Source organism: Salipaludibacillus aurantiacus (genome assembly GCF_900111295.1).
In the GTDB taxonomy this organism is placed as follows: domain Bacteria; phylum Bacillota; class Bacilli; order Bacillales; family Salisediminibacteriaceae; genus Salipaludibacillus; species Salipaludibacillus aurantiacus.
In genome coordinates, this window is record NZ_FOGT01000002.1 from 49,023 (window position 1) to 73,442 (window position 24,420).

Annotated in this window: 24 protein-coding genes; 8 read left to right on the forward strand and 16 right to left on the reverse strand. The window is 42.4% G+C overall.

Going from position 1 to position 24,420, the window contains the following annotated elements; translation table 11 throughout:
* Window positions 1-37 precede the first annotated feature (37 nt).
* The 8 genes from BMW59_RS02230 to BMW59_RS02260 form a co-directional block, all read right to left on the reverse strand.
* Window positions 38-2,638: an FtsX-like permease family protein gene (locus tag BMW59_RS02230; RefSeq protein WP_093047402.1), complete on the reverse strand. Its 2,601-nt coding sequence runs from the start codon at window positions 2,636-2,638 to the stop codon at window positions 38-40.
* A complete protein-coding gene (locus tag BMW59_RS02235; protein WP_093047403.1) occupies window positions 2,635-3,318 on the reverse strand; it encodes an ABC transporter ATP-binding protein in 684 nt (227 codons plus the stop codon). The genes BMW59_RS02230 and BMW59_RS02235 overlap by 4 nt, the downstream gene beginning before the upstream one ends.
* 89 nt (window positions 3,319-3,407) lie before the next feature.
* Window positions 3,408-4,406: a sensor histidine kinase gene (locus tag BMW59_RS02240; RefSeq protein ID WP_093047404.1), complete on the reverse strand. Its 999-nt coding sequence runs from the start codon at window positions 4,404-4,406 to the stop codon at window positions 3,408-3,410.
* Window positions 4,407-4,409: 3 nt separating this feature from the next.
* Window positions 4,410-5,093 carry a response regulator transcription factor gene (locus tag BMW59_RS02245; RefSeq protein ID WP_093047405.1) on the reverse strand — a complete coding sequence of 228 codons (684 nt, stop codon included), beginning with the start codon at window positions 5,091-5,093 and terminating at the stop codon, window positions 4,410-4,412.
* 73 nt (window positions 5,094-5,166) lie between these two features.
* Window positions 5,167-5,292 (reverse strand): hypothetical protein, encoded by a 126-nt coding sequence (locus tag BMW59_RS22175; RefSeq protein ID WP_281244198.1) that lies wholly within the window; start codon window positions 5,290-5,292, stop codon window positions 5,167-5,169.
* Between the two features lie 85 nt (window positions 5,293-5,377).
* Window positions 5,378-5,866 (reverse strand): hypothetical protein, encoded by a 489-nt coding sequence (locus BMW59_RS02250; RefSeq protein ID WP_093047406.1) that lies wholly within the window; start codon window positions 5,864-5,866, stop codon window positions 5,378-5,380.
* 115 nt (window positions 5,867-5,981) lie between these two features.
* On the reverse strand, window positions 5,982-6,275 hold the full coding sequence (locus BMW59_RS02255) for a hypothetical protein (RefSeq protein WP_093047407.1): 294 nt from the start codon (window positions 6,273-6,275) through the stop codon (window positions 5,982-5,984).
* A gap of 157 nt (window positions 6,276-6,432) precedes the next feature.
* Window positions 6,433-7,005: a nucleoside/nucleotide kinase family protein gene (locus BMW59_RS02260; RefSeq protein ID WP_093047408.1), complete on the reverse strand. Its 573-nt coding sequence runs from the start codon at window positions 7,003-7,005 to the stop codon at window positions 6,433-6,435.
* A 255-nt stretch (window positions 7,006-7,260) separates the two neighbouring features.
* On the opposite strand from BMW59_RS02260, the gene BMW59_RS02265 reads away from it, so the two are divergent.
* Both BMW59_RS02265 and ppdK read left to right on the forward strand, forming a co-directional pair.
* On the forward strand, window positions 7,261-8,076 hold the full coding sequence (locus tag BMW59_RS02265) for a pyruvate, water dikinase regulatory protein (protein ID WP_093047409.1): 816 nt from the start codon (window positions 7,261-7,263) through the stop codon (window positions 8,074-8,076).
* Window positions 8,077-8,078: 2 nt separating this feature from the next.
* Window positions 8,079-10,733, forward strand: coding sequence for a pyruvate, phosphate dikinase (ppdK, locus tag BMW59_RS02270; RefSeq protein ID WP_093047410.1), 2,655 nt, complete (start codon window positions 8,079-8,081; stop codon window positions 10,731-10,733).
* Window positions 10,734-10,918: 185 nt separating this feature from the next.
* On the opposite strand, the gene BMW59_RS02275 is transcribed toward ppdK, so the two are convergent.
* The 4 genes from BMW59_RS02275 to BMW59_RS02290 form a co-directional block, all read right to left on the reverse strand.
* Window positions 10,919-11,173, reverse strand: coding sequence for a hypothetical protein (locus BMW59_RS02275; protein ID WP_093047411.1), 255 nt, complete (start codon window positions 11,171-11,173; stop codon window positions 10,919-10,921).
* A 195-nt stretch (window positions 11,174-11,368) separates the two neighbouring features.
* Window positions 11,369-11,716, reverse strand: coding sequence for a DUF3147 family protein (locus tag BMW59_RS02280; RefSeq protein WP_093047412.1), 348 nt, complete (start codon window positions 11,714-11,716; stop codon window positions 11,369-11,371).
* Window positions 11,704-12,132, reverse strand: a complete 429-nt coding sequence (locus tag BMW59_RS02285; RefSeq protein ID WP_093047413.1) for a MarR family winged helix-turn-helix transcriptional regulator — start codon at window positions 12,130-12,132, stop codon at window positions 11,704-11,706. Before BMW59_RS02285 ends, BMW59_RS02280 begins: the two co-directional genes overlap by 13 nt.
* A gap of 165 nt (window positions 12,133-12,297) precedes the next feature.
* Entirely contained in the window at window positions 12,298-12,657 is a 360-nt protein-coding gene (locus BMW59_RS02290) for a SpoIIAA family protein (protein WP_093047414.1), read from the reverse strand.
* Window positions 12,658-13,001: 344 nt separating this feature from the next.
* On the opposite strand from BMW59_RS02290, the gene BMW59_RS21305 reads away from it, so the two are divergent.
* Window positions 13,002-13,280, forward strand: coding sequence for a YuzC family spore coat inner layer protein (locus BMW59_RS21305; protein WP_483880113.1), 279 nt, complete (start codon window positions 13,002-13,004; stop codon window positions 13,278-13,280).
* Between the two features lie 85 nt (window positions 13,281-13,365).
* On the opposite strand, the gene BMW59_RS02300 is transcribed toward BMW59_RS21305, so the two are convergent.
* From BMW59_RS02300 to BMW59_RS02310, 3 genes are all read right to left on the reverse strand, one after another.
* The gene (locus BMW59_RS02300) at window positions 13,366-14,385 is read right to left on the reverse strand and encodes a linear amide C-N hydrolase (protein ID WP_093047416.1); all 1,020 of its coding nucleotides are present in this window, start codon (window positions 14,383-14,385) and stop codon (window positions 13,366-13,368) included.
* A 223-nt stretch (window positions 14,386-14,608) separates the two neighbouring features.
* Window positions 14,609-15,259 (reverse strand): 2OG-Fe(II) oxygenase, encoded by a 651-nt coding sequence (locus tag BMW59_RS02305; protein WP_093047701.1) that lies wholly within the window; start codon window positions 15,257-15,259, stop codon window positions 14,609-14,611.
* A gap of 269 nt (window positions 15,260-15,528) precedes the next feature.
* Window positions 15,529-16,425 carry a cupin domain-containing protein gene (locus BMW59_RS02310; RefSeq protein ID WP_093047417.1) on the reverse strand — a complete coding sequence of 299 codons (897 nt, stop codon included), beginning with the start codon at window positions 16,423-16,425 and terminating at the stop codon, window positions 15,529-15,531.
* 587 nt (window positions 16,426-17,012) lie between these two features.
* Here BMW59_RS02310 and BMW59_RS02320 point away from each other — a divergent pair.
* Complete coding sequence (locus BMW59_RS02320; RefSeq protein WP_093047418.1) at window positions 17,013-17,195, forward strand: DUF3896 family protein; 183 nt, start codon at window positions 17,013-17,015, stop codon at window positions 17,193-17,195.
* A 167-nt stretch (window positions 17,196-17,362) separates the two neighbouring features.
* Here the strand turns inward: BMW59_RS02320 and BMW59_RS02325 are convergent, their stop codons facing one another.
* Window positions 17,363-17,551, reverse strand: coding sequence for a hypothetical protein (locus BMW59_RS02325; protein WP_093047419.1), 189 nt, complete (start codon window positions 17,549-17,551; stop codon window positions 17,363-17,365).
* Between the two features lie 640 nt (window positions 17,552-18,191).
* Between BMW59_RS02325 and BMW59_RS02335 the strand changes: the two genes are divergently transcribed.
* The 4 genes from BMW59_RS02335 to BMW59_RS02350 all read left to right on the forward strand — a co-directional run bounded on the left by BMW59_RS02335 (window position 18,192) and on the right by BMW59_RS02350 (window position 24,404).
* The gene (locus tag BMW59_RS02335) at window positions 18,192-18,593 is read left to right on the forward strand and encodes a DUF2512 family protein (RefSeq protein ID WP_093047702.1); all 402 of its coding nucleotides are present in this window, start codon (window positions 18,192-18,194) and stop codon (window positions 18,591-18,593) included.
* Window positions 18,594-18,887: 294 nt separating this feature from the next.
* A complete protein-coding gene (locus BMW59_RS02340) occupies window positions 18,888-20,702 on the forward strand; it encodes a serine hydrolase domain-containing protein (RefSeq protein ID WP_093047421.1) in 1,815 nt (604 codons plus the stop codon).
* 640 nt (window positions 20,703-21,342) lie between these two features.
* Window positions 21,343-22,521: a pyridoxal phosphate-dependent aminotransferase gene (locus BMW59_RS02345; RefSeq protein WP_093047703.1), complete on the forward strand. Its 1,179-nt coding sequence runs from the start codon at window positions 21,343-21,345 to the stop codon at window positions 22,519-22,521.
* 401 nt (window positions 22,522-22,922) lie between these two features.
* Window positions 22,923-24,404, forward strand: coding sequence for a S8 family serine peptidase (locus BMW59_RS02350; protein ID WP_093047422.1), 1,482 nt, complete (start codon window positions 22,923-22,925; stop codon window positions 24,402-24,404).
* The last annotated feature ends 16 nt before the right edge of the window (window positions 24,405-24,420 follow it).

Here is a 24,420-nt window from a genome sequence, read left to right on the forward strand (position 1 = left end):
TTTTACACTTGAACCGTCCCCGCTTCTACGCATTCTTTTATATATTTTCCTGCTTTAGTGAATCAATAATATTCTCTTTTTTGATTTTTGACATCGCATACATCATAGACGCACTGACAATCACAAAGACAGCAATAATGACGTAAAGCAGCTCCAACCACGGAAGAGAAAAACTGTACCGGACAGCATCCATAAGGATATGATGCATCATATACATGACAGCAATACTGATAGGAATCCCATAAAGGAGCGCTTTGATTCCGTAAAATAAGCTTTCAAAATTCATCATTTTAGTAAAAGCGCCCGGCGCCATTCCTACTGACTTCAGCATCGCAAATTCCCTTTTCCTTAAAGAGAGGCTTGTAGAAATCGTATTAAAAATATTGGCGATTGAAATGGCTGTAATCAGTACGATAAAACCGTAAATAAATACTGAAATAATTGTCATCATCTGTTCTTCCTGCTGCCTGTGTCTGTATAAATTATAAACAGAAAGATGTGCGCTGTTCATATCATTAATGTCCTCTTCGGTTTTTAGTGGATCTGAGCTTCGCAAATAGACCTCCGTTTGAGGGCCTCCCGGCGCATAAGTGTCCAGCCAGCTATTAAAGACATCTTCCGAGACAAAGAGGATCAGGCCTGTTTCATGCCCTGAGTTGGCTCCCATAGGAAGCTGGTCGGTTAGGGCAGCTATAGTAACGTCTGTCTCCTCTGTTGGCTCTCCTGTCCCCCAGTCAAAATGACTGAGAGTAATGCTGTTTCCTGTTTCTTTTTTGATGACCTGCGATTCCACATACACTTCTGACTCGTAATCATAGTAGGAAACCATATCTACTAGTATGCCGGCAGGAACTGTCTCATTATGAAGGACGGCAGGATCAGCGCCAACTTCGGCAGCATACTCTGCTAATGCCTCATCGTCCAGGCTGTAAACATCTGCATTATATGGGAACTTCCCGTCATAGAGCATTGAGGGGTCTTCTTCAGCCCATTCTTCTGTCATCTCCCCTAAGTTTTCTTCAGTGACTAGTGAATGAGCGGACAACCATTGCATCGTATTTGACTCGGTGACTTCAGGAAAAGAAGTTATTGAAGCCGTAAGCTGCTCCTCTATGTCCCGATTGGACTCATTTATATACACTTCGATATCATAAGTCACTCCTTGCTGTGAAAGAGCTACTGATCTCTCCAAGCTTGAAGTAAAAAATGAAACTGATAAGAACAGTACAATACTAATGACAAGGGAAAAGACAGTGATCTGATACCGGCGTTTATTTCTTTTTAAATTTTTAAGGGCCACTTCCGCTTCTATTCCGAAAAGTTTACGGACAATTTTAGGGGTTTTAACTTTCTTTTTCGTCAGTTTGACATCTGCTGTTTGTCTGATCGCTTCAATCGCAGAGATTTTTGACGCTTTCCTTGCCGGCAGATATGCAGATATAAAAATCGTCACCAATGAAATAACCGCAGAAATAAGGATAAGCATTGGCGTAACAACTACCCGCAGCCCTTCTGTTAAATCCAGTGCGCTTTCGAGCAATGAATTAATGAACCAAAAGGTCGTGCCAATACCGAGCAACCCTGCCAACATGCCAACCGGAAGACTAATGAGCCCAATCACCGCTCCTTCAAACAAAACAGAGTTCATTTTCTGGCGCCTTGTTGCCCCGACACTTGCAAGCATCCCTAAATGCCTTGAACGCTCTGAAACAGAAATGGCAAATGCATTATAAATCAGCGCCACTGATCCGACTATAATCACTGCAATAATAAGTCCTGATATATAGTATAGCCTCTGTACCAAGCCATCACTATTCGTTACCCCATAATAACGGAGGAGTTCATTGTTAAATTCAAACAGAGCAATGTGATTGTCATCCGCTAACTGCTGGGCGTCATCGTAGACCGACCTTGTCACCTTATCCATAACGACATAAGCATCCACCCGATTGTTTCCGTCGATGGTTTCTTCATCCATAGCCGTTAAAACCGTGTAACCAGGAGCCCAAACCGGTTCCCATGTCGGACGTTCAATAAATCCTGTAATGGTGTAACTCTCTTCAGCTGTTTTAATGAGCTCCTCTTCCAAACCTTGGTCAGTCTTACGTAAAGAGTAAGACTGACCGATGGCTTCTGACGATTCCTCATTAGTCAATTGGCGTTCTCCCACATCTATTGTCAATTCATCGCCAATTTCATAATACACTTGAGCATTATCAGCAATATGATCCGATAATACAATTTCATCAGAAGCTTCCGGAAAACGGCCTTCACTCAGTTCGACCGGAAATTGGTCAAAACCGGAAGAGTTGAAAGCCCTCACGAATAAATAAGGTTTATTCTGATTCCTGCTATTATCCAATTCCGCATACCCCAGGTCTTCTGAAAGAATAACCTTTTCAGTCTGTTCATCTGCTTCTACCGCCGAAAGCTGTTCATCGTTTACCCCTTTGTACAGAACGTGCCATTCGCCTTCATTTTTTATGTGCTCCCGCTGTAATAAGTCCATAAACGACAAACTCAGGGTGGCCACAGCTGTAATCATCGCAACAGAAATGATGACCCCTACAATGGTTACTGAAGTCCGTTTTTTATTTTCTTTTAAGTGCCTGATTGTCAGCCTATTGACGATGTTCACGGACGAACCACCTCGTCCCTGGTGATCACTCCGTCTTCTATCTCAATAATGCGATTTGCCTGTAAGGCGATTTGCTCATCATGAGTAATCATAACGAGCGTCTGATTATACGTTTTGTTAAACATTTTCAGCAGATCAATTATTTCCCTGCTGTTTTTACTGTCTAAATTTCCGGTTGGTTCATCCGCCAGCATGATTGTCGGATGGCTGATCAGCGCACGTCCGATAGAGACCCGCTGCTGCTGGCCTCCTGACAGCTGGTTAGGCAAATAATGCAAACGGTTCTGCAGCCCTAACTTGGCGACAATATCCTGTAAACGCTTCTCCTCCACGTCATGCTGATCCAGCAAAACAGGAAGAGTAATATTTTCTTCTACGGATAATATCGGAATCAAGTTGTAAAACTGATAAATCAACCCGATTTGCCTTCTTCTGAAGACGGCAAGCTGTGTATCGTTTAAGCTGTAAATATCCGTCCCGTCAATCATCACTTTTCCGCTGGTCGGCCGATCCACTCCACCGAGCATATGCAGCAAGGTTGATTTACCCGAACCGGATGGTCCGATTATCGCAGCGAACTCCCCTTTATTGATGGAAAAGGAGACCTCATTCAGCGCGTAAACAGCCGTTTCCCCCTTGCCGTATTGTTTAGACAGGTTCTCTATTTTTAATATTTCCATGACTAAAGCCTCCATCTTTTATTATGATGGGTTCAGTATAGCTGCCTAATATGACTCTCAAGTGACTTTAAAGATGACAATTTAGTCACTTACACCTGTTTGTAGAATTTCAAAAGAAATTCAGTCCCTTTGCCCAGGTCACTCTTTACCTGCAGGTCGCCTCCCTGATTCGTTACAATACTATAGGCCATAGCAAGCCCTATACCTACACTGTCTTCACTGGCATTCTTTCCCTTATAGAACCTTTTAAAAATGTAAGGCAGGTCCTCCCTTGCAATTCCCTCTCCGTGATCTGCCACCCTGATTTCCGTGTAAAGCACATTTTCATCCCACAAAATGGTTATTTTTCCTTGTTCATCAGTGTGTTCCACGGCATTTTTCAGTAAATTAATCAGCGCCTCCGCCGTCCAGTTCATATCCCCTTCGAAACCCATCGTCCCGCCGCCCTGAATGTTTATATGCTGCTCCTTAATATCAATTGGAACAAGCACGGCCTCTAATGCTTTATTCACTAAGTCTTTTACCAGAATCCTGTCCTTTTTAAAGGAAACGGTGCCCGCATCTATTTTGGAAAGTTTTAATAGAGAGGAAACGAGCCATTCAATCCGTTTCAGCTGCTGCCGGATATTTCCTGTGAATTCTTTCCGTTCCGCCTCCGGCAGGTCTGCGTCGCTCAGCAGATCAACCATAACGAGCATGGAGGTAAGAGGCGTTTTCAATTGATGGGAGATATCGGACAATCCTTTCGTTAATTCAATCTTATCTGTACGGAGATGGGCTCCCTGTTCGGAGAGTTTACGTGTCACTTTATAAATTTCACTTTTTAAAATGCTGAGTTCCCCTTCAAAATTATCACGGACATCTAAAGTATAGTTTCCGCTGCTGATCTGGCGAAGATAACCAGATAATTTTTTTATTTCCGAGTAACGCCAGCGGGTAAAAAGGACTGTTACTGCTATAAACAACAAGGAAGAAACCACTGCCATAATAAAAGCCTCCCTGGATAAGGAAGCTGCAATACTTATCGTTCCTATGGCTATTACGCTTAAACTTATAAAAAATGTTCTGAATTCCCGGTTCCGGAACATCGTTTACTCACCCACCTTGTATCCTAAGCCGCGAATTGTTTTAATAACCTTTGGATTTTGGGGATCATCTTCTAATTTATTACGGAGGCGTTTAATATAAACTGTTAACGTATTATCATTTACGAAATCCCCTGCCACGTCCCAAATTTGCTCCAACAGCTGGTTTCTCGAGAATACCTGGCCGATATGGTTAGCAAAAATAAGGAATAAACGGTATTCCAACGCAGTTATGTTCACTTCATTTCCGTTTTTATACACTTTTCCTTTAAGAGTATGGATACGAATATTATCGATTTCAATCATCGGCACGGTTTTCGTCTGTTTTTCATACCGGCGCAAAACCGTTTTAATCCGTGAGACTAATTCACGGATCCGGAAAGGTTTCGTTATGTAATCATCTGCCCCCATGTCCAGCCCCATGACGACGTTCACTTCATCATCGATGGCCGTTAAGAAAATCACGGGCACATCTCTCCGTTTCTTTACTAACCGGCATAAATCGTAGCCGCTTCCATCCGGCAAAGACAGGTCGAAAAGGCATAAACCTATGTCATTGAGCTCTGTTTCGATGACATTTTCAGCCGACTTGGCATCGTAACAAAGGTTTGTTTCAAATTGTTCCTGCTGGAGCGAATAATCTAACCCTGAAGCAATCGTTTTATCATCTTCAACTAGTAAAATTTGCATTTATCTCCCTCTTTTCTCCCTTCCCATAGCTATAGATTCTGGCAAGCCGCAATAAAGCAAGCGCGACAGCCTGTTATTTTTTGTTGTTATTTATCTCTTCAAGTAATTCAATCATTTTTTTATTTTGTTTAGTTTGCTCTTTTAGATACCCAATAATTGTACCAATACCTATCACAGCAAGCAGCACTAAAATCCACATCCTATACCCCCAATTGCAAAATTAATTTCTACCTATATATATTTTACATTCCCTTTCTTTAAAGGGGCGCCAGATTTTCATTTTTTTAATCTACAGACAGAGTCTTCTTATGTGAAACACCGAGGTGCCGGTATTTTATTGTAACTTGATTAATGGGCTCGTTATGAATGCACGAAAGGCTATAAATAAGATCATCTTCTGTTGCTGTGCCGGCATTTACTTTTTCGAGTTGTTTTTGCGGGTGTGTATCAGGTTGAATAGATACAGCATTCACTTCTTTAAAAGTATACTCGCTCTCAACTTCTCCATCAAAATCGTCTGTAATAACAAACCCTTGCATGTGATGGCTTACTTGAATTTTGACTTCTGAAGGAGAATCATTGTTATTGACCAGCACCTCTTCTATTTTTACAGTGCCTATTGGACTTTTGTTTCCTGCCTCAACCAGTTGGACTTCTCCATCTAAACCAAAACCGCTTGAATAGACGGCTAATGGCGAATACCATTTTAAAAATGTATAAGCACCTGCCACAATTACTAAAAAACTAAAAATCAGGATTAAAACCTTTCTCACGGTATCACTCCTTCTTTATCTCCCCGATAAGCTCTGCTGTACTCCTGGTTGACCAGTTGTGACCTGTGATAGTTGCACATAAAAATTTCTAATCTCATACACCGCCTAAGGATTTTTAACTGAAAAAAGTGTAAATCGTCCAAAATATGAAAGCTAAAAGATACATAATCACTTGGAAAGCTACTATAACTATTATTATCCACTCGGCCCAGCGCTTCCTCCGTAAAGCAAAAATTAAAATAAAAAAATGCCCAGTAATAATAAAGAGAAGCCCGTAAAAAGAAATCTCGTTACGCAAAAATTCATTTATTCCTAAACCACCATTCACCACCGCTAAAACAATAAATGCGAAAAGAAATATTTTAAATTTTTTTTCCCTTTTTTCATTTTCAGGGCTGAATTTATCCATATGTAATACCTCATTCATTATTTTTATATACAAGAAGGAAGCTTTTTTATCGGATGCTTGCGTCTGTTCGAGCAGAACTCCCTCTGGCAGCGTTAACTATATGGGTTCCGAAAATAATAAGATTAAAAAAATAAGCGCTTCTTAAATGATTTGGTATTTAAGAATTTTTCTTACGTTGATCCTTATCGTGCTCCGCCATTACCCTCCCGTAAATTTCATCTGCAATCTCTGCTACGGATAACGTGCCGTCCACGATGATGTCTGAATTCGGTTTAATAGTGTTCAGCATTTCTACATAGCCACGCCTTCCCCGGGATATGTAATTTCCCATATCCGCCAAGAGTTCTTCCATAGTACTGTGTTTAAAATCCCTCATGATCCGGCGTGCCATAGCCACATCCAAAGGTGTATCAATAAACACAGTATAGTCAATGAACGGCCTCATCTGAGAATGTTTATAAGCGAATGGATAATCAAGTATTATATAATCCAGCGGTTCATTTAACAGCCTTTTCAAATTACTAAAAAATGGGTCTAAGTTCCATTTGTCATAGTCCGCTCCACTGTCAACCCAGTCAATAATGTCCTCTGGCCCTTCAAACTCGTAGTCATCAAAATAGAGTATGTCAGATTTATATAATTTCTCCCTTAAATATTCCGCAAGAGTGGTTTTACCTCCGCCGGAGACGCCGGCAATAGCAACAACGACGGGCCGTTTTTCTTTCTTCAAAATTATCCCTCCCCTATCCTAATCAATTTTACCATATACTTCCTGTCTGCAGTTTCCCGCCTGAAAGGCGTTCACTCCGTAGCACCAGCTGACTACACCATAATTGCCCATTTAACGGTATTTTTTCACCGGCCAAAAGATTTTTCCACAAAAATTGAAAAATTCTCTTTAAATAAAAGCCCATTATGTTATACTTGTAACCGATTAGTATAACACATTAGTTTTTTCAAACTTTAAAGACAGCAGGTGGTGTTTTTGAGCAGACAAAGAAAAGTATTCATCCTATCGGATTCCGTGGGTGAAACGGCTGATCATGTCGTCAATGCCGTGTCCAGTCAGTTTACGACTGATAATGTGGAATTCCACCGGGTCCCCTATGTCTATGCGACAGAAGATATTGAACAAGTGATACGAGAAGCCGGGCAATATCAGTCGATCATTGCCTACACCATCGTTATTGATGAATTAAAACAATACTTAGATCAGCGGGCAGCAGAAGAAAACATCAAAGCAGTCGATCTGCTGAGCCCTTTGATCAGCGCATTTAGTGAGTCATTTGGTAAACCCCCTGGGCACGAACCCGGGATGATGCGGAAACTTGATGAAGATTACTTCCGGAAAGTAGCTGCCGTGGAATTCGCGGTGAAGTATGACGATGCACAGGATCCAAGAGGGATATTAAAAGCGGATCTTGTCATTATTGGGGTGTCACGGACGTCGAAAACGCCTTTATCGATGTATCTCGCTCATAAACGGTTCAAAGTGGCGAATATTCCTTTAGTCCCTGAGATTCCCCCGCCAGAAGAACTGTTTCAGCTCCCTAGAAACAAATGCGTCGGCCTTATAATTACACCTGATAAATTAAACGAAATACGCAAAGAACGCCTGAAAACAATGGGCTTAACCTCGGGGTCAACGTATGCTAAATATGAACGGATTCTTGAAGAACTGGAATATGCCGATAAAATCATTAAACGCATCGGGTGTCCGGTCATCAATGTGTCCAACAAAGCTGTAGAAGAAACTGCTCATTATATTATTGAAGTTCTGAAAATAGAGAGGAGCCAATAGATATGACAAAGCTCGTTTATATGTTTGATGAAAGCAAAAGCGGAATGAAAGAAACTTTAGGCGGCAAGGGCGCCAATTTAGCTGAAATGACGCGGATCGGTTTACCGGTACCAGAAGGGTTTACTATTTCAACCCAGGCGTGCAATACATATTATGACCACGATCAGCAGATAACGGGTGATCTTAAGGAGCAAGTGATTGACTCTCTCCATAAACTTGAACAAAAAACCGGTAAAAAGCTTGGCGATCCTTCCGATCCTCTGCTTGTGTCTGTCCGATCAGGAGCGGTCTTTTCAATGCCGGGCATGATGGACACGGTGCTGAATTTAGGGATGAACGAGAAAACTGTCGAAGCGGTGGCCGAATTAACTCAAAACCCCCGTTTTGCTTATGACTCTTACCGCAGGTTCATTCAGATGTTCAGCGATGTCGTATTAAAAGTAGACAGCTACTTTTTTGAACAGCACCTTGAAGAAACCCGAGAGAAAAAAGGCTATGCGGCGGACCCTGAATTAACAGCTGAGGACTGGAAAGAAGTGATCACAGGCTATAAAAAAATTGTCCGGGACCATACGAAACGGACCTTCCCTGAAGACCCTCAGGAGCAGCTGTTTTTAGCCATTCAAGCAGTATTTGATTCCTGGAATAACCAGCGTGCGATCATCTACCGCCGGTTAAATAACATTCCCGGCCACTTAGGAACAGCCGTCAACATCCAAAGCATGGTGTTCGGCAATATGGGTGATGATTCGGGTACTGGCGTAGCGTTCACAAGAAACCCTTCCACTGGGGAAGCGGTGCTTTACGGAGAATATCTGATCAATGCCCAAGGGGAAGATGTCGTCGCGGGGATACGAACTCCCCAGCCTATTCATACGCTGAAAACGGAAATGCCTGAGGTTTACCAGCAGTTCGTTGAGACGTGCAACCGCCTGGAAAGCCATTATGGGGATATGCAGGATATTGAGTTTACGGTTGAGCGGGGTAAATTATTTATCCTCCAGACCAGGAACGGCAAACGGACGGCCCAGGCCGCTATACGAATTGCGGTTGAAATGGTAAAAGAGGGTGTCATTGACAGGCGTCAAGCTCTTCTCCGAGTCGATCCCGACCAGTTAAACCAGCTGCTGCACCAGAGAATTGACGACTCATACGAATTAAAGCCGCTTGCCAAAGGCTTACCCGCTTCTCCGGGAGCCGCTACCGGCCACGTCGTTTTTGACTCTGATGATGCGGAATTGCTAAGCCAAAGCGGTAAAAAAGTGATCCTCGTCCGGCCTGAGACCACACCGGATGATATCCACGGCATTGTCGCCTCTGAAGCGATCGTCACAAGCCGGGGCGGGATGACAAGCCATGCGGCAGTGGTCGCCCGCGGGATGGGAAAAGCGTGTATTTGCGGCTGCGAAAGTTTAAAAATTGATTTAAAGAAAAAAGAATTCCGCGTTGGGGAGACCGTCGTTAACTACTTGGATACCGTTACGATTGACGGGGCGACCGGGGAACTTATGCTTGGCGACATACCAATGATTCCACCTGAACTGTCACCGGAATTTGAAATGCTTCTTTCCTGGGCAGATAAAGAGAGATCGTTAGGTGTGCGGACGAACGCTGATACGCCGGAAGACGCCTATAAAGCGCGGGAATTTGGCGCGGAAGGCATTGGCCTATGCCGGACGGAGCATATGTTTATGGATGCGAAACGAATTCCTATTGTCAGGGACATGATTTTAGCCGGGACGGTTGACGAACGCATGGCAGCGCTTGAGAAGCTTCTTCCGATGCAGCAAGGCGATTTCACTCAAATATTTGAGGCGATGAACGGCCATCCAGTAACGGTCCGTCTGCTGGATCCGCCACTTCATGAATTTTTGCCTGATAAAGAAGAGTTGCTAGTTGAGGTGACGAAGCTTCAACTGACTGATCCTGAGTCACCTGAGTTAAAAGAGAAAGAACAGCTGCTTAAAAAAGTCCGCCAGCTTGATGAATTTAATCCGATGCTCGGCCACCGCGGCTGCCGTTTAGGAATGGTTTATCCCGAAATTTATATGATGCAGGCAAAGGCCATTTTCTATGCGGCTTCAAGCCTTATCGAGAAAAACATAGAGGTAAAGCCTGAAGTAATGATTCCGTTAGTCGGCCATGTCAATGAGCTAAAAGCGATGCGCCAGGTTGTCGTTGAAGCAGCGGAGCTTGTTGCAGAAGAGTCAGGCAAAACGGTCGATTACACGGTGGGCACGATGATTGAAATCCCCCGTGCAGCTTTAACAGCTGACAAAATTGCCATAGAGGCGGATTTCTTCTCGTTCGGCACGAACGATTTAACGCAAACCACATTTGGTTTCAGCCGTGATGATGCTGAAACGAAGTTCCTTCAGCATTACATTGAAGAAAACACGCTGCCTGACAATCCATTTATGGTGCTGGACCAGGAAGGGGTCGGGAAGCTCGTTGAAACCGGAGTCCAATTGGGGCGCCAGACGAAACCTTCTTTGAAAACAGGCATTTGCGGGGAACACGGCGGTGAAAAAAGCTCGATTGAATTCTGCTTCAAGAAAGGCCTTGATTATGTCAGCTGCTCGCCATACCGGGTGCCTTTAGCCCGATTAGCGGCCGCTCAAGCAACGGTCCGTCATAAAGAGACACTTTCCAGTTAATCGGTTGCAAGAGTGACGTAACAATAAAAAAATGTTGAACTAAAATAGAGGCAGCTTCTATCCAAGGTGATTAAAATGGATGTGGAAGCTGCCTTCTGTTTTTCTGCCGGGAATTTATAGAGTATGGGGCATCCACTCGAATAAGGGAGGCTCACCTTAATATGCGGGTTAATGACGTAGCTTACTTAAAGATCAATAGTCCTGTGAGGTTTACTGAAGTGGCTCGTGCCTCCGCCGCCTACAAGCACTCTCCCATTTCTGGGGAAAATCAGCAGTTTCTTTAAGTCGCCTTGAAGTAAAAGTTCCACTTTAGCTTGATCCCTCGTAGCAGTATATACAACATATCCTGACTTAGAGAGAGACGTTCTCCAGTTATCATCAAATTCAGCCACTAATACGCGGTTTGAATACGTTTGATTTTTCCTTTCGGAATTTTTCACGAGCTTTTGCCCTCCTTCCGTTTTAAAAAATAGAATCTCTTTATAACGTATTCAACAATCCCGCAATTGAATGGATACTTACCGCTTTTTATGAAAATTAAGTATTAAGGGATTTAGAACTGAGGGGCCATGCTCTGGAAACTTATAAATAACCTTGCTCGTATGACACATCAAGCAAGGTTTAACAGGGGGATTTCATATAAGGGGAGATATTTTCTTCACAACAATGTCCTGGATGGCAAGAAAAGCTGCCCAGCCTCCGATCCCGAATAAAATAGAAACAATTAAAGGAAAAGACGCTTTTAATGAAATCACTACTACAATTAACAATACAGCCGTGGCAGGAAACCCCCACAGGACACCTAATGCGAATTTGCTGAGATTAATTGATTGTTCTCCTTGAACGTTAAGCCAAATTAAACTAAGTAAACTGACTAATGGCAGAGCAGCTATAATTCCGCCATACTTAGGAAAAATCCTTGCCACTTCAGTTACTATTCCAATAATAATTGCACTCACTAAAATTTTTATTACCAAGAACATTTCCTGGCCTCCCTGCTGAGAAAATGAAAAGCTTTGGCTACTGTTTCAGCCTCTGAGTCACTTAGGTTTTCTAAAACATTTTCTAATTTGTCCTCATCTAAGCGCGTATGTTTATTCAACACGCCCCTCCCTTCTGGAGTCATGATTACAAATACTCTTCTTTCATCCTCACTGCTTCTTTTTTTGGAAACCAGCCCTTTTTTAATTAACCTTTTGATATGTTCAGAAGCAGTATTATGAGACACCCCTATGTAGTCAGCCAGATCCCCCACCGTGAGCGCTTCTCTCTTCTCTATATGCTGTAATAACCGGACTGCCTGGTGAGATATATTTTCCTGATGAATGTAATGCAGGGAATGATAAATGTCTGTCCACTTTTCGTTAATATTGTTGACTAGATTTTTCAAATCTTTCATCATGATCCCTCCTGTTTTATTTATATCTTATAATACGATATAATCTTTTGTAAAGATATAATTACAGGAAAACGAGAGGAACAATTTATATGATTTCCATCTATTACTGCCACACAAAAAAAGGGCAGCGCGTTGGCGCCGTCCCTTTTTTGCAAATAATTATATTTAATCAACAATCCAGCTCTTAGCTTCTTCTTCCTCTTCAGGACTATACTGACGGATATTGGTGTTTGAAAATACATCAAGCGTTTTAGAAATAGCCTTTACTAATTTCTCATCTCCTACAATGGCGTATTTCTCTACCTTATCCATGTCATTGTCTTTCAGAAAACGGAATCTGTCGTTCATCGTAGACAGTTCTGTTCCCTCAAAGTCAGTTATTCGCGTGAAAAGTTTGATCTTATCATACTCCTTCATCACTTGTTCCACTTCAGCGAGCATCTCTTTGTATTCCTGCTCCTCCACTTTGTTGTCAATTTCAAATGCCAGAAGGTTGCCTCTGCTCCAGTCTAATTTTCTGTTCATATTTTTAATCCCCCTTTAAAGGTCGTTGTTACTCTATTTTCCTGAAAAGTGGAAGCTATAAACAGCCTAATTCTGTTCCCGTCCTGGACAAATGGGTGTTTATAACAGGTTTGCCTTCTCAGCATACACTGGGAATATACTGACTCATTTAAGGAGTGATCCCTTTGTTCTACCCTTACGCCTTACTTCCTGGAAATTATACAGGATATCCCTATTCCCAGTCTCAGCCTGTTTTTAATTATCCTTCATATCCTTTAAAGAATTCTCCCTATCATCTGACCCAGCATCACGCATTCTCCCAACGCTCTTCCCGCCAGATGGAACCGCTGGATCCCTCCATCTTTATGGAGTCAGCAAGGGATGGCCTACTATTTTTGGAGGAAGCTAATGTGATCCTGAACAAAATCACAACAGACCGTGAGTTTGCCCGGCAAGTTATGACAGCTGCACGTGAATCGGATTACCAGGAAGTTGAACGGCTGATTATGCGAACCGGTATCACGCGACGGCCGAAGATCTGGTTTAACCCGGATGGCATTCGGTTTGAGTTTGAGTCTTTGATCGAACAGGAGCATAAAAGCCATTTAAGTCTCGCGGTTAAATGGCAAAAATTTATGGCTTGAATAACGTGACATTCCTTATGACCTGAATCTGCTTATTACGAGATAACTCATTAATCTTGCCTCTCTCTGATTAACCTTAAAATTATTATTTGAAATTTTTTGTGATATTCTCATACCAGTCAGGTTGGTAAATCGGGAACTGTTTTTGTTTTGAAGATTTGAAGTCCAATTGTTTAAGATGAATGCCATACAACGTACTGTTAAAGTCTGAATAGAAATAGTATCCAAGATTAGTGTGATCCCTTATCACGCTCCATTGAGTCCAATCAAAGGTTCCTTCTGGAAACCTTGGGTCCTGGAAAATGACTGTACCAATTGGGACAGAGAGGTTTTGCAAGATTAGGCGCGCTAGTCCAATGCTTTGCTGAGTGTTTTCGGGTTTAAAAGCTGTCTGCCTCAGAAATGCCGCTCGAATAAACCGGGATTGAGGGGACGGATCACCTGGCATACCCAATTGGCCGCTCCCGGTAACTTCCTCTCCACAGAAAAGGTCGGGATTATTTTTTAAACTTAAGTTTCCGTAAAAATTAAGATTAGTAAGATGCCAGTCATAAGTTGGCTGATTTGTTAACACACCCAGATCGGTCGTATACGTTTGCATTACCCCATCTATAAATTCTACGATTAGATGCTTCCCAGAGGCGTCACTAATAATATAATGAAAAAGAGCAGGAACTTCGGGATATAAGTTAGTAATGTTGACTACAGTTAATTTCGAAAGTGCTGTCTCTACTTCCTGAATATTTTTGAAATTTCCTAACACGTAGCTCACTAAATTCATGTTATAGAGTAAAGGTTCGCCTTTTTTGGGTTTTGGGTACTCAGAACACGCCAGCCATAAGCTTGCAACTGATAGTCCTTTCTCGTTCAAACCGTCAGAGTAAGCTACCGGGAAGTTTTCTAACTTGTATCCTGCCCCAATAAACCCGTATTTGTTTTTCCAATGAATTTCCCCTGGCAAATCAATTTCAGGAAATTTCTGTTTACGAGGTACAAAATTGACAAGTGGAGAATTCTCAGGATTCCTTATACACCAATCCATTGTTCTCGCTGAAACGAGTGCCTCATCTTTGGATTTACGCGGAATGGTTATATTAGTACACATCTTATCCCTCCTGTTCTATTGATAACTTTAAAGCTTAATTACGTTATACTATGGTACCGGATTAAATACGGCTTGTTCATTTGCCGCTGGTATATCGCACTTTTGCAACCAAATCATCAGCCATTAGAAAACTCAAAGGCTTCCACCTTTGCATGGCGGAAGCCTTTGAGTTTATTATTATAAATAAAAAAGCCGCCTAAGCAGCTTCAATTACACCTATTTACTACCTTACACTTTGCCGTCTCATCCATTGCGTGGCCGCCCATTTATCCCCAGCTATAACCGGTGCACCGCCATGAAATGTTAACTCATTTAACTCTTTGTCATTATAGAAGTACTCAAAATACACCGCCATTCCCTTTTGTGGAGACACTGAAAAATTAAGTTTAGGGAAAAATGTTTCTCCCCCCTGCTCGACATCATTTAAGTACATTACTAACGTGCTGATTCTCGGGTTGGTGACTGTTTGATGAGCGGACGAAAAATAATCAAAATGGGCTTTGTACTCCTGTCCAGTTTTGTAATTGAGAACTTGCAGGCCTTCTCCATTTTCTGAAGGGACACCCATAATCTGTGAGACCCTTTTATCAATTCTGGCAACGACTTCATTGCCCTCTTCTTCTAAAAATGTACTGCTGCTTGTTCTTAGTTTATTGACTTCGCGTGTATTCCCAATTTTAGAACGTTTAAGTTTATCTTTAGACAGCCTGATTAACTCGTCACATTCATCATCACTTAACATGTTTCCTAAGATGAGGATTAACGGTTCTTCAACTTTAGCAATGATGTTTATTTCTCTGTCGTCTGTTTGTATTTTATTTCCGATATGGTGAAAAATCGTTTGTTCCTTAATTGATAAGTCTTTAAATTCCATTGACACCTTTTCATCAACCTCTTTTATTTTTAATTTTCAGAAAAAATCAGCCAACAGACATTGATTTTCTGTAAACATTTTGTTCCTTAAGTGACATATCAATAATCTAATTTTACACCCAGCATTGGCATTAATCTACCATTTTATTACTTTATTTCATAAAAAAAGAAAACCATTTTTTACGTCAAACGATTTTTATTACTGGGCCAATTAAAAAAAGAGCTGCAGTAACAGCTCTTAAGAGTAAAATATTCTCTGCATCCACTTTTTTAATAGTGATGATGTTCTTCTGCTGCCAAAGCATCCTCTTTCGTTTCGTGTACAGTTCCGAATGGATGTTCAGGCGGCGCATAGATAGAATAAACTTTCAGTGGCTTGTTGCCCGTATTGGTCAGATTATGCCATTTTCCGGCAGGGACCATAATCGCAAAGTCTTCAGTTGCCCGGCGCTGAAAATCTAAATTATTTTTAGTATCCCCCATTTGCACAAGACCCTCACCGTCCTCAATACGTATAAACTGATCCACGTCAGGGTGAAGTTCTAAACCGATGTCATCTCCAACAGCGATACTCATTAATGTGACCTGTAAATACTCCCCCGTCCAAATAGCTGTCCGGAACGTCTCGTTTTCCTTAGTCACTTCCTCAATATCCACTACAAACGGCTGAGACCCGTAATCCTGTGAGGCGTTATGATTCATATGTTCAAATCGCTGGCCTCCTGAAGAAGCATGTAAAAAGACATTTTGAACGAGAGGATAAGGCGTCTGCGAATAATTTCTTTGATATTCTCTATACCCTTGAGCTTCTGATTCCTTAGCCTTTTGTACGCCCTCTCTGTAGCTGTCAAAAGCTATTTCGTCGATTTGGTACTCCGGCTGCCTTCCGGTCATTGTGATATAAAGATTAGTAAAATTATTTAAATGGTACCTTTTCTCTTCCAAAGCCCGGAGAATATCATTTTGGTGTTTTTCGTTCGGTGCCGCTTTGACTAACCGGCTGTAAAGATCAACCGCTGAAGCTTCCCTTTTTATTCCTGAAAGAATCTCATCAATTATCTGCTGGTCATTTTCCTGATAGCCTCTGAACATATAACCGGCAGAAGTCATCGGTGTGTACGCATTTGCGTAATAAGGATAGGCATACATGTTAGGATCGTAATACATAATGGTCATCCCCTTATTTATCATATACATACAGCGTATGCCTACTTTCAAAAAACGTACGTTGTTTTATGTTTTTTTATAAAGGACTCCGTTCTTATTAACTAGTCTTTTTATTACTTAGGATGACTAACCAGGATCAAGCCGCAGACCACACTCCCCTTAAATAATAGCTGCGGTTAAATTTTCAACTTTCCAGGTTTTACGATCCTTATGGAAGCTACTTCCCCGCAGTTACGCAAAACGTATATATTTTGTTAGCACCGCTTGAAAACTTCTTATTAAGAGGCTTAACTGCCATAAAATCCGTAGCTTCTGCAAACTCGGAGCCATTGCACTTGGAGCAATTTTCTCTTCTCATCGGGTCCCCCTCCTTATGGAACAGGCATATTACCCCGCATTATTTACCATAGCCGGTGTGACTGTAAAGAATTCTTTTGGGAGATTAAATAGTCACAAAATTATAACATGTCACCCGGGAACTGAGGAATTTTCAGGGTATCATAAAGATAAGAAAAGTTTTCATTTTTTCCCGTTTAATCATTTTTGTGTGGACATCAAGGGTGCAAAAAGACGAAAGGGTGATGGAAATGGAATACCAAAAAGCTAAAGAAAAATTAGAATCATTAAAGGCGGAATTAGTAGGCCAAATGAACAACCCAGCTTTATCCGAAGAAGAAAAACAAATTATTCAGAAATCTATTGATAATTATGACTATATCATTGAATTAACCGATATGAACCACTATTACCGCGGTCCAAACGTTCATTAATCAAAGCTGTAAGAGTCTAACCAGCTGATACAATCATTAAGCTTTCATTTCAAGCACTGCATTTTGCGGTGCTTTTTGTGTCCCTCAGTTAAATATATTATGACCTCCGTTAACAAGTGAGGCAAAGGCATCAACTATTAAGCTAGCAGTCACCTTCTTCTTCAAAATTAATTGGTCTTTAACTTTCTAAGCATGATCCCATTTGCAATGACACCAATTAACCCGGTTACAGCGAAAATCCAGGCAACTACTAATGGAGTAGAAGCTAGTAATTCTGTAACTATTCTAAACACTCCAAATCCAAAAACAAGAAAACTCCCGGTGAGAGTTAAAATTACTTTTGTTAAATCGGACATAATAAAAACCTCCCAAAATTATTAAGCGTATTAGTACGTATTCTGATGAATCTGATTGCAATAAAAATTACATCATTCATAAGTCTTTTAATAGCTGAAAACGCCAACCTGAACAGCTCATGGGGAGATTCTTTTTTCTCCGACCCTGCCCCCATCCAGTTTAACATTATTTTCCACACACATTACAGAGTGTTTTTATGATTTATAAAACCTAGTATGTAAATTAAAACCTAGTAGCCTCTTTTTACCTTTTACGGCTTCCTGCACTTCCTTCGGGCATTTGCCGCACTCTCTTTTCACCCTTCATCCCGCCAGTCCTTGAGAAGAGAGTTGCATCTATGGTTATTAAACGGTTCCTTAGCTATTAACGAACCATATTTTGTAAAATACTAAAACTATATATTTATTACTTCGCAAAAAAGTATAAATATGCCAGTTACTGGTGGTCTGGTAAAACGACCCTGTTTCCTGAGATGATTGAAGAATTTGGTGCAGAAGATGCCTATAAACTGAATTACCATGAAAATCTCGTGCATTCCCCATAGTTTGTAAGCCCTAATTTTTCCATAAATGTTTACAGGTGTCTACCAGGGTGAATAAAACGGATAAGCTTCTATCTTTTTATAAAGGAGGAGAAAAAATGGAACATGGCAAACCAATTGCAATTAAAGGAGTTACCACACTTGCTGTCCTGTATGTTGTGCTTGGTATTGGCTATCAGGTTTCCTTTGGAATAGTGCTTTTAATGACTGTCGTACTGGGCGCTGTCTCTTATATAGCAGGCGATTTGGCCTTACTTCCTAAAACAAACAATATTATTGCCACCGCATCAGACGCGGTCCTTTCCTTTCTTGTCATATGGCTGATCGGCATGGCGTTTGGCTTGCCTGGAGCTGCACTGGCGATCCCTGCCCTAATTGCGACAGCACTTCTGGGGGCCTTTGAATTTTACTACCATTTATATATTGCCAATAAAGAAATCGGAATGAACTCGCCAAGCAACAGCAGCTGGCCAAAAGCGAGCCACCACATAAAAGATTAGAACACCCCGCAATGGAGAGATCCATTGCTTTTTTTGCGGGTTTGACGAGCTCACTATTTCAGGTGGAGGCTTTTCATCGGACTTGTCTTCAGCTGATTCTTCCTTTGCGAAATCTTAGGATAACCTGTTAAAAGCAGTGGAAAATATAAAGAAGCAAATTTGACCTAGTGCTATACGACTGAAAAAATGACAATTCCTTCACAAGCAAATGAAAACGATTCATGAGAAGTCCCTTCCATTCCTGCATAATAAATTTATAGAATTTTATAACAATTATGAAACAGGAGGAATGTTATGAGGATTATTTGGTCAAAGCATTTAAGTATTGTAGTAAGTCTCGCTCTGTTTGCAAGTTTGTTTACCTCTGAGACACTTATTTTTGCGGAACAGAATCAACCGCCGCATTCTATTGAAGAAGATTATCTTCATCATAACCACCCAAGTTCCCTGCCAGCACAGGTTCCCGCTCCCGAGTGGGCAAAAGCCTGGGAACGGGCAGGAAAAGCTAATCTTACATTAAAAAAAGGGTCTCCCTCCCAGGTTCATATGCAAGGGAAATACTTAGAAGACATTGATGAGATAGTGCAAAGAGGAATAGAGGAAAATAAATATCCCGGGGCAGTAGCCATGATTGTAAAAGACGGAAGAATCATCAAGCATGAGGCTTACGGAAAAGCTTCAAAGTATAAAAACGATTCCGAGGTTTTACCCGAAGAATACCAGCTGCCAATGGAAAAGGATACTATTTTCGACCTTGCATCCCTGACAAAAATAGTGACTTCCATTGCAGTCATGCAGCTGACAGAAACAGATGAAATCAGTTTACACGACACCCTCGCCTCCTATATTCCTGAATTTGGAACACACGGAAAAGATGAAATCACAATTGAGCAGCTGTTAACCCACACATCAGGGCTAGCTGCGTCCCACCCTCTTGATCATTATGAAACAGAAGAGGAAAGACTTCAGGCATTATACGATTTAGAACTCACGGAAGAACCGGGAACGACTCTTATATACAGCGATTTAAGCATGATTCTGTTAGGTCTTCTCGTAGAAACGGTGTCCGGGGAGACATTAGATGAGTATGTAAGTAACCATATAACCGGACCGCTTGGAATGACTGATACAATGTTTAACCCTTCTGAGGACTATTTATCCAGAGTGGCGCCTACAGAGCACTCCCCCTGGTCAGGAAGAGAAATGGTGTGGGGAACTGTTCATGATGAGAAAGCCTACGCGATGGACGGAGTAGCCGGCCATGCCGGGCTATTCAGTACCACCGAAGATTTTGCCATTCTCTCACAAATGATCCTTAACGGCGGCCGGTATGGGAATGCCAGAATACTTGAACCTGGAACAGTGGCTCAGATGCTGACAAATCAAATAACTGATGAGTCCCATCTCGGGCAAGGTTTAGGGTTTAATCTGAACAGAGGCTGGTTTATGGATGGCCTGTCCTCCCCTGTCACCGCCGGCCATACAGGGTTTACAGGAACGTCTTTTGTTATTGATCCTCGTAATGATACTGTTGTCATTTTCTTTACGAATCGTGTCCATCCAACGCGGTATGGCCCTTCAATTAATCCTGAACGGCAGGATATTGTCCGCCAGACTGCAAGAGCGCTGCCAGTTCGCCCTGCAGCCGGGCAGGAAGCCTGGTTCAGCGGTAATGGAAGAAACAAAAACCACACGCTGACTCTTCCAGTGACTCTTGAGGAAAACAGTGAACTCACTTTTAAAACGTGGATTGATATTGCTGATGATATTCCGAGGGACTTTGGCTATCTCGACATTTCTGTTGATGAGGGAGAGACATGGCATCAACTCGACGGACACCTTCACGCTCAACGGACGACTCTGGAAAATGCCGGCATATTTACCGGCTCGACAGGCTGGAGATGGGTAAATTCAGCGTATGATTTAAGTGAATACTCAGGTGACGCGCTCATTCGATTCAGTTATGTAACTGACGGATCTGCTAACGGACGAGGCTGGTATATAGACCAGGTAACAGTTACAGGAAATAATGGCCACATTTTTAAAGATCGACCGAACCCTGATATAAATGTCTGGCAAGCTGACGGCTGGGAATTGAGCTCAGATTAAATCACAAAGTTTTTCCAACCCCCCCGAATTTTCGGGGGGGTTTTATGGATCAAGTAATTTTGGGCGAGCCTTACGATTGAGACATAGGGTTCTGTTTATTAAGGGGTGGTGGAGGATTATTTATCTGCCTTTCTTTTTACCTTTCAAGCTCACCTTCGTCCGGTTCGGGCATTTGCCGCCCTCTCTTTTTACCTATCCCCGTCTCCACTTCTTCACTCGGCCATTTACCGCTCCCCTTTTACCATTCACTGGCGCCCTCTCTGTTATAACTCAAAACTAAATCTCACTTGCTTCATTTGCCTTACCCTCCCTAACTGCATTAAGAATATTAAAATACGGGTCGATAACTTTATTAAAAATACCTTCATATGGAGCGGAGACACATCATTCAATGTTTATTGTTAATTTGGAACATAGTTATTTTAGAACACAAATACGGTATTTTTTCATCGAAAATGTGGCCATTGGATCGGTTAAATAAAAGTGCTCTCTTATAAAATCGCTCCTCTCTCTCAGCAAAACCTTTTTGAATAAGGTCATTTTTTTGGAACTTTTGAAATCATCTGAAGATTGCCTTTACAAACTTCCCGCTTATGTCTATTATTATGGACAGATTGCGATGGATCGGAGTGTGAATACGGTGACTCAATTTGAACAATCACAAACTTTAAAACGATTGCCTGAACAATTTTTTGCAAAGCTGGTGAAAAAGACGCAGCAGCTGGAAGCCGGGGGGCATGACGTCATTAACCTCGGCCAGGGAAATCCCGACCTGCCCACCCCGCCCCATATAGTGGACGCACTTAAGATGGCCGCTTCCAATGGGAGCTATCACAAATACTCTCCATTTCGGGGACAGCCCTTTTTGAAAAAAGCAGTGTGTGATTTTTATAAACGCGAATATGATGTGGATCTTGATCCGGAGTCAGAAGTCGCCGTTTTATTCGGGGCGAAAACGGGACTTGTAGAACTGAGTCAATGTCTCTTAAATCCCGGGGACACAGCGTTGCTGCCAGATCCGGGTTACCCGGATTATATGTCAGGCATTGCGTTAGCTGATGCAAACCCTGCGTTTATGCCGCTGAAACGGGAAAATGACTTCCTCCCCGCATATAAAGACCTGAACAGCAAAGTTTTGGAGCAAGCTAAACTGATGTTCCTAAATTACCCGAACAATCCAACAGCTGGTACAGCTACTAAAGATTTTTTTGATGAGACAGTTTCATTGGCTAAAAAACACCACATCTGTGTCTGCCATGATTTTGCGTACGGCGCACTTGGGTTTGACGGTGAAAAGCCAAGGAGTTTTCTTGAGTCAGAAGGGGCTAAAGAAACCGGTATTGAAATTTATACGTTATCAAAAACGTATAATATGGCAGGCTGGCGTGTTGGGTTTGCGGTCGGTAACGCCTCAGTCATAGAAAGTATTAATTTGATCCAGGATCATATGTACGTCAGCCTGTTCGGCGCGGTGCAGGAGGCTGCAGCCACTGCGCTTAAGGGGCCGCAGGACGAAGTAAGGAAACTCGCCGCTACTTATGAACGGAGAAGAAACACGCTAATTTCCGGACTGAAAAAAGCAGGCTGCCGGGATATCCAATCCCCTAAAGGGACATTTTTTGCCTGGATGCCAGTCCCGGAAGGTTTCACTTCTGAAGAATTTGCAAACCTTCTTCTGGAAAAAGCTTATGTTGTAACCGCACCAGGCAATGGATTTGGCGCCCATGGCGAAGGGTTTCTGCGAATTGGTCTCGTCCGGCCGGAAGACCGGATACAGGAAGCTTGCGAACGCATCGAAAAGCTTGGCGTATTTAATTAAGGGCAGATGGTCATTCATAAAAGCCAACGCCCCCTGGGAAAATTCCTTAGGGGGCTGATTGGATGCTTTTATATTCAACCATTTTACATCTCAAGAGAGACACCTTACCTTTTTTACTATTTACCTTTTGAAAAGGATCTCAATGCTGCCCCTACTATCCCCTATCTTTTTCTTCTTATTTTTTAAACTATATGGCCTATTTCCCTTTACCTTTTTCCAAAACTTTGTACTTAAATCCAAAATTTACAATCCGTTTCTTTTGTCTTATTTTTCATAATTTTCACATTTTTAGAGGTTTTTTTCCTTAGTGTGGCGAAATATTTGTCGTCAAAAGCCTGTGAGCCAGACAGAAAGGAGGATCAATTTTAAGCAGGAAACTAAAAAAGAAAAGGGGTTATAAGATGAAGAAAACTTTTTTATACTTTTTAATGGTCCTTCTTTTTATGTCCAGCTTTAACTTGAGCGTTTTAGCAAGCAGCGACGCTGAAGTGACTGAGGACGGCAATCCGTTGTTTATGGTTGTATTTAATTCGCAAAACTTGCCTGAGAATGTGGAGGAAATCGTGGAGAACGCCGGGGGCGAGATTACATATCAAGTGCCTGAGGTTGGCGTCATTGAAGCCACTTCCGAGACACCAGGTGAATTTATGAAAGCATTAATGACCCAAAAAGAAGTTTTAAGTATTGGTCCTTCTCTTGAGGAACAGCTTGACTTGCCTGACTTCGAGGTCGTCGAAAGTGAACTTCCAGAAGAAAAGGCTCCTGTAGAGAATATCTGGGAAGACGGCTGGCAATGGGATATTGAGCAAGTAACAAATAATGGTGCAAGTCATTACTTGGACCGGGAAGGCCGTGAAGATGTAGTCGTCGCGGTTATTGATTCCGGATTTGACTTCGATCACCCTGATCTTGCGGACTTCGTTGATGAAGAAGGGTCACGTACTTTTGTTCCTGGTACAACTGATTCCTGGGATTTTAACAGCCATGGAACCCACGTAGCCGGAACCATCGGTGCAGAAGGACGTATGAAAGGTGTGGCACCGGGTGTTACTCTCAGATCGTACAGAGTATTCGGAGCAACTGGCGGGGCGTCTCAAGTGTGGATCACTGACGCTATTATTTCAGCCGCTGATGATGGCGCCGATGTCATTAACATGAGCCTTGGCGGCACACGCCTTCGCGGCCAGTGGTTCTTCACTGATCCAGATACAGGTGAAAAAATCCGAGGCGGAAATTCCGCAGCTGATATTGTCGCTTATAACCGGGCGATCCGTTATGCGATTAACAAAGGTGTAACCGTTGTTTCTTCTGCCGGTAACTCTGCACAGGATCTCAGCAACCCGTCCAAAGTGGCAGACTGGCAAAACTCAAGCCGGACTGATGGATGGGAAGCTAAAGGCGCTGTTGTGTTCGTTCCTGCCCAGATTCCTGGAGTGATCACCGTATCAGCGACAGGCGGCGGATTCGGTACAGAGGACCGTCTTGCTTTTTATTCAAACTACGGGAACGGGGCTATTAACCTTGGTGCACCTGGCGGAGACCTTGGACCTGCAAACGGTGAATCTGCCAGTAAATACCTTGTCTTAAGTGCGGTTCCAACGTATATGGACTTTACAGCAGGACGCGGGCCTGAAGCTAAAGCCTTGTTTGGGCCGGGATACGGCTGGAAAGGCGGAACATCTATGGCCGCTCCTCAAGTCTCCGGTGCTGCTGCCGCTTACATTGCCCAGCAATATGAAAAAACAGGCGTTAAACCAAACCCTGGTCAGGTACAGACCCATCTTCAGCAGACAGCTGTCGATACAGGCAAAAAAGGCTACGATGAATATTACGGACACGGCATTGTTAACTCTTACAATGCACTTGCAGGTAATAAAAGATAATTAAAAGGCACAAACA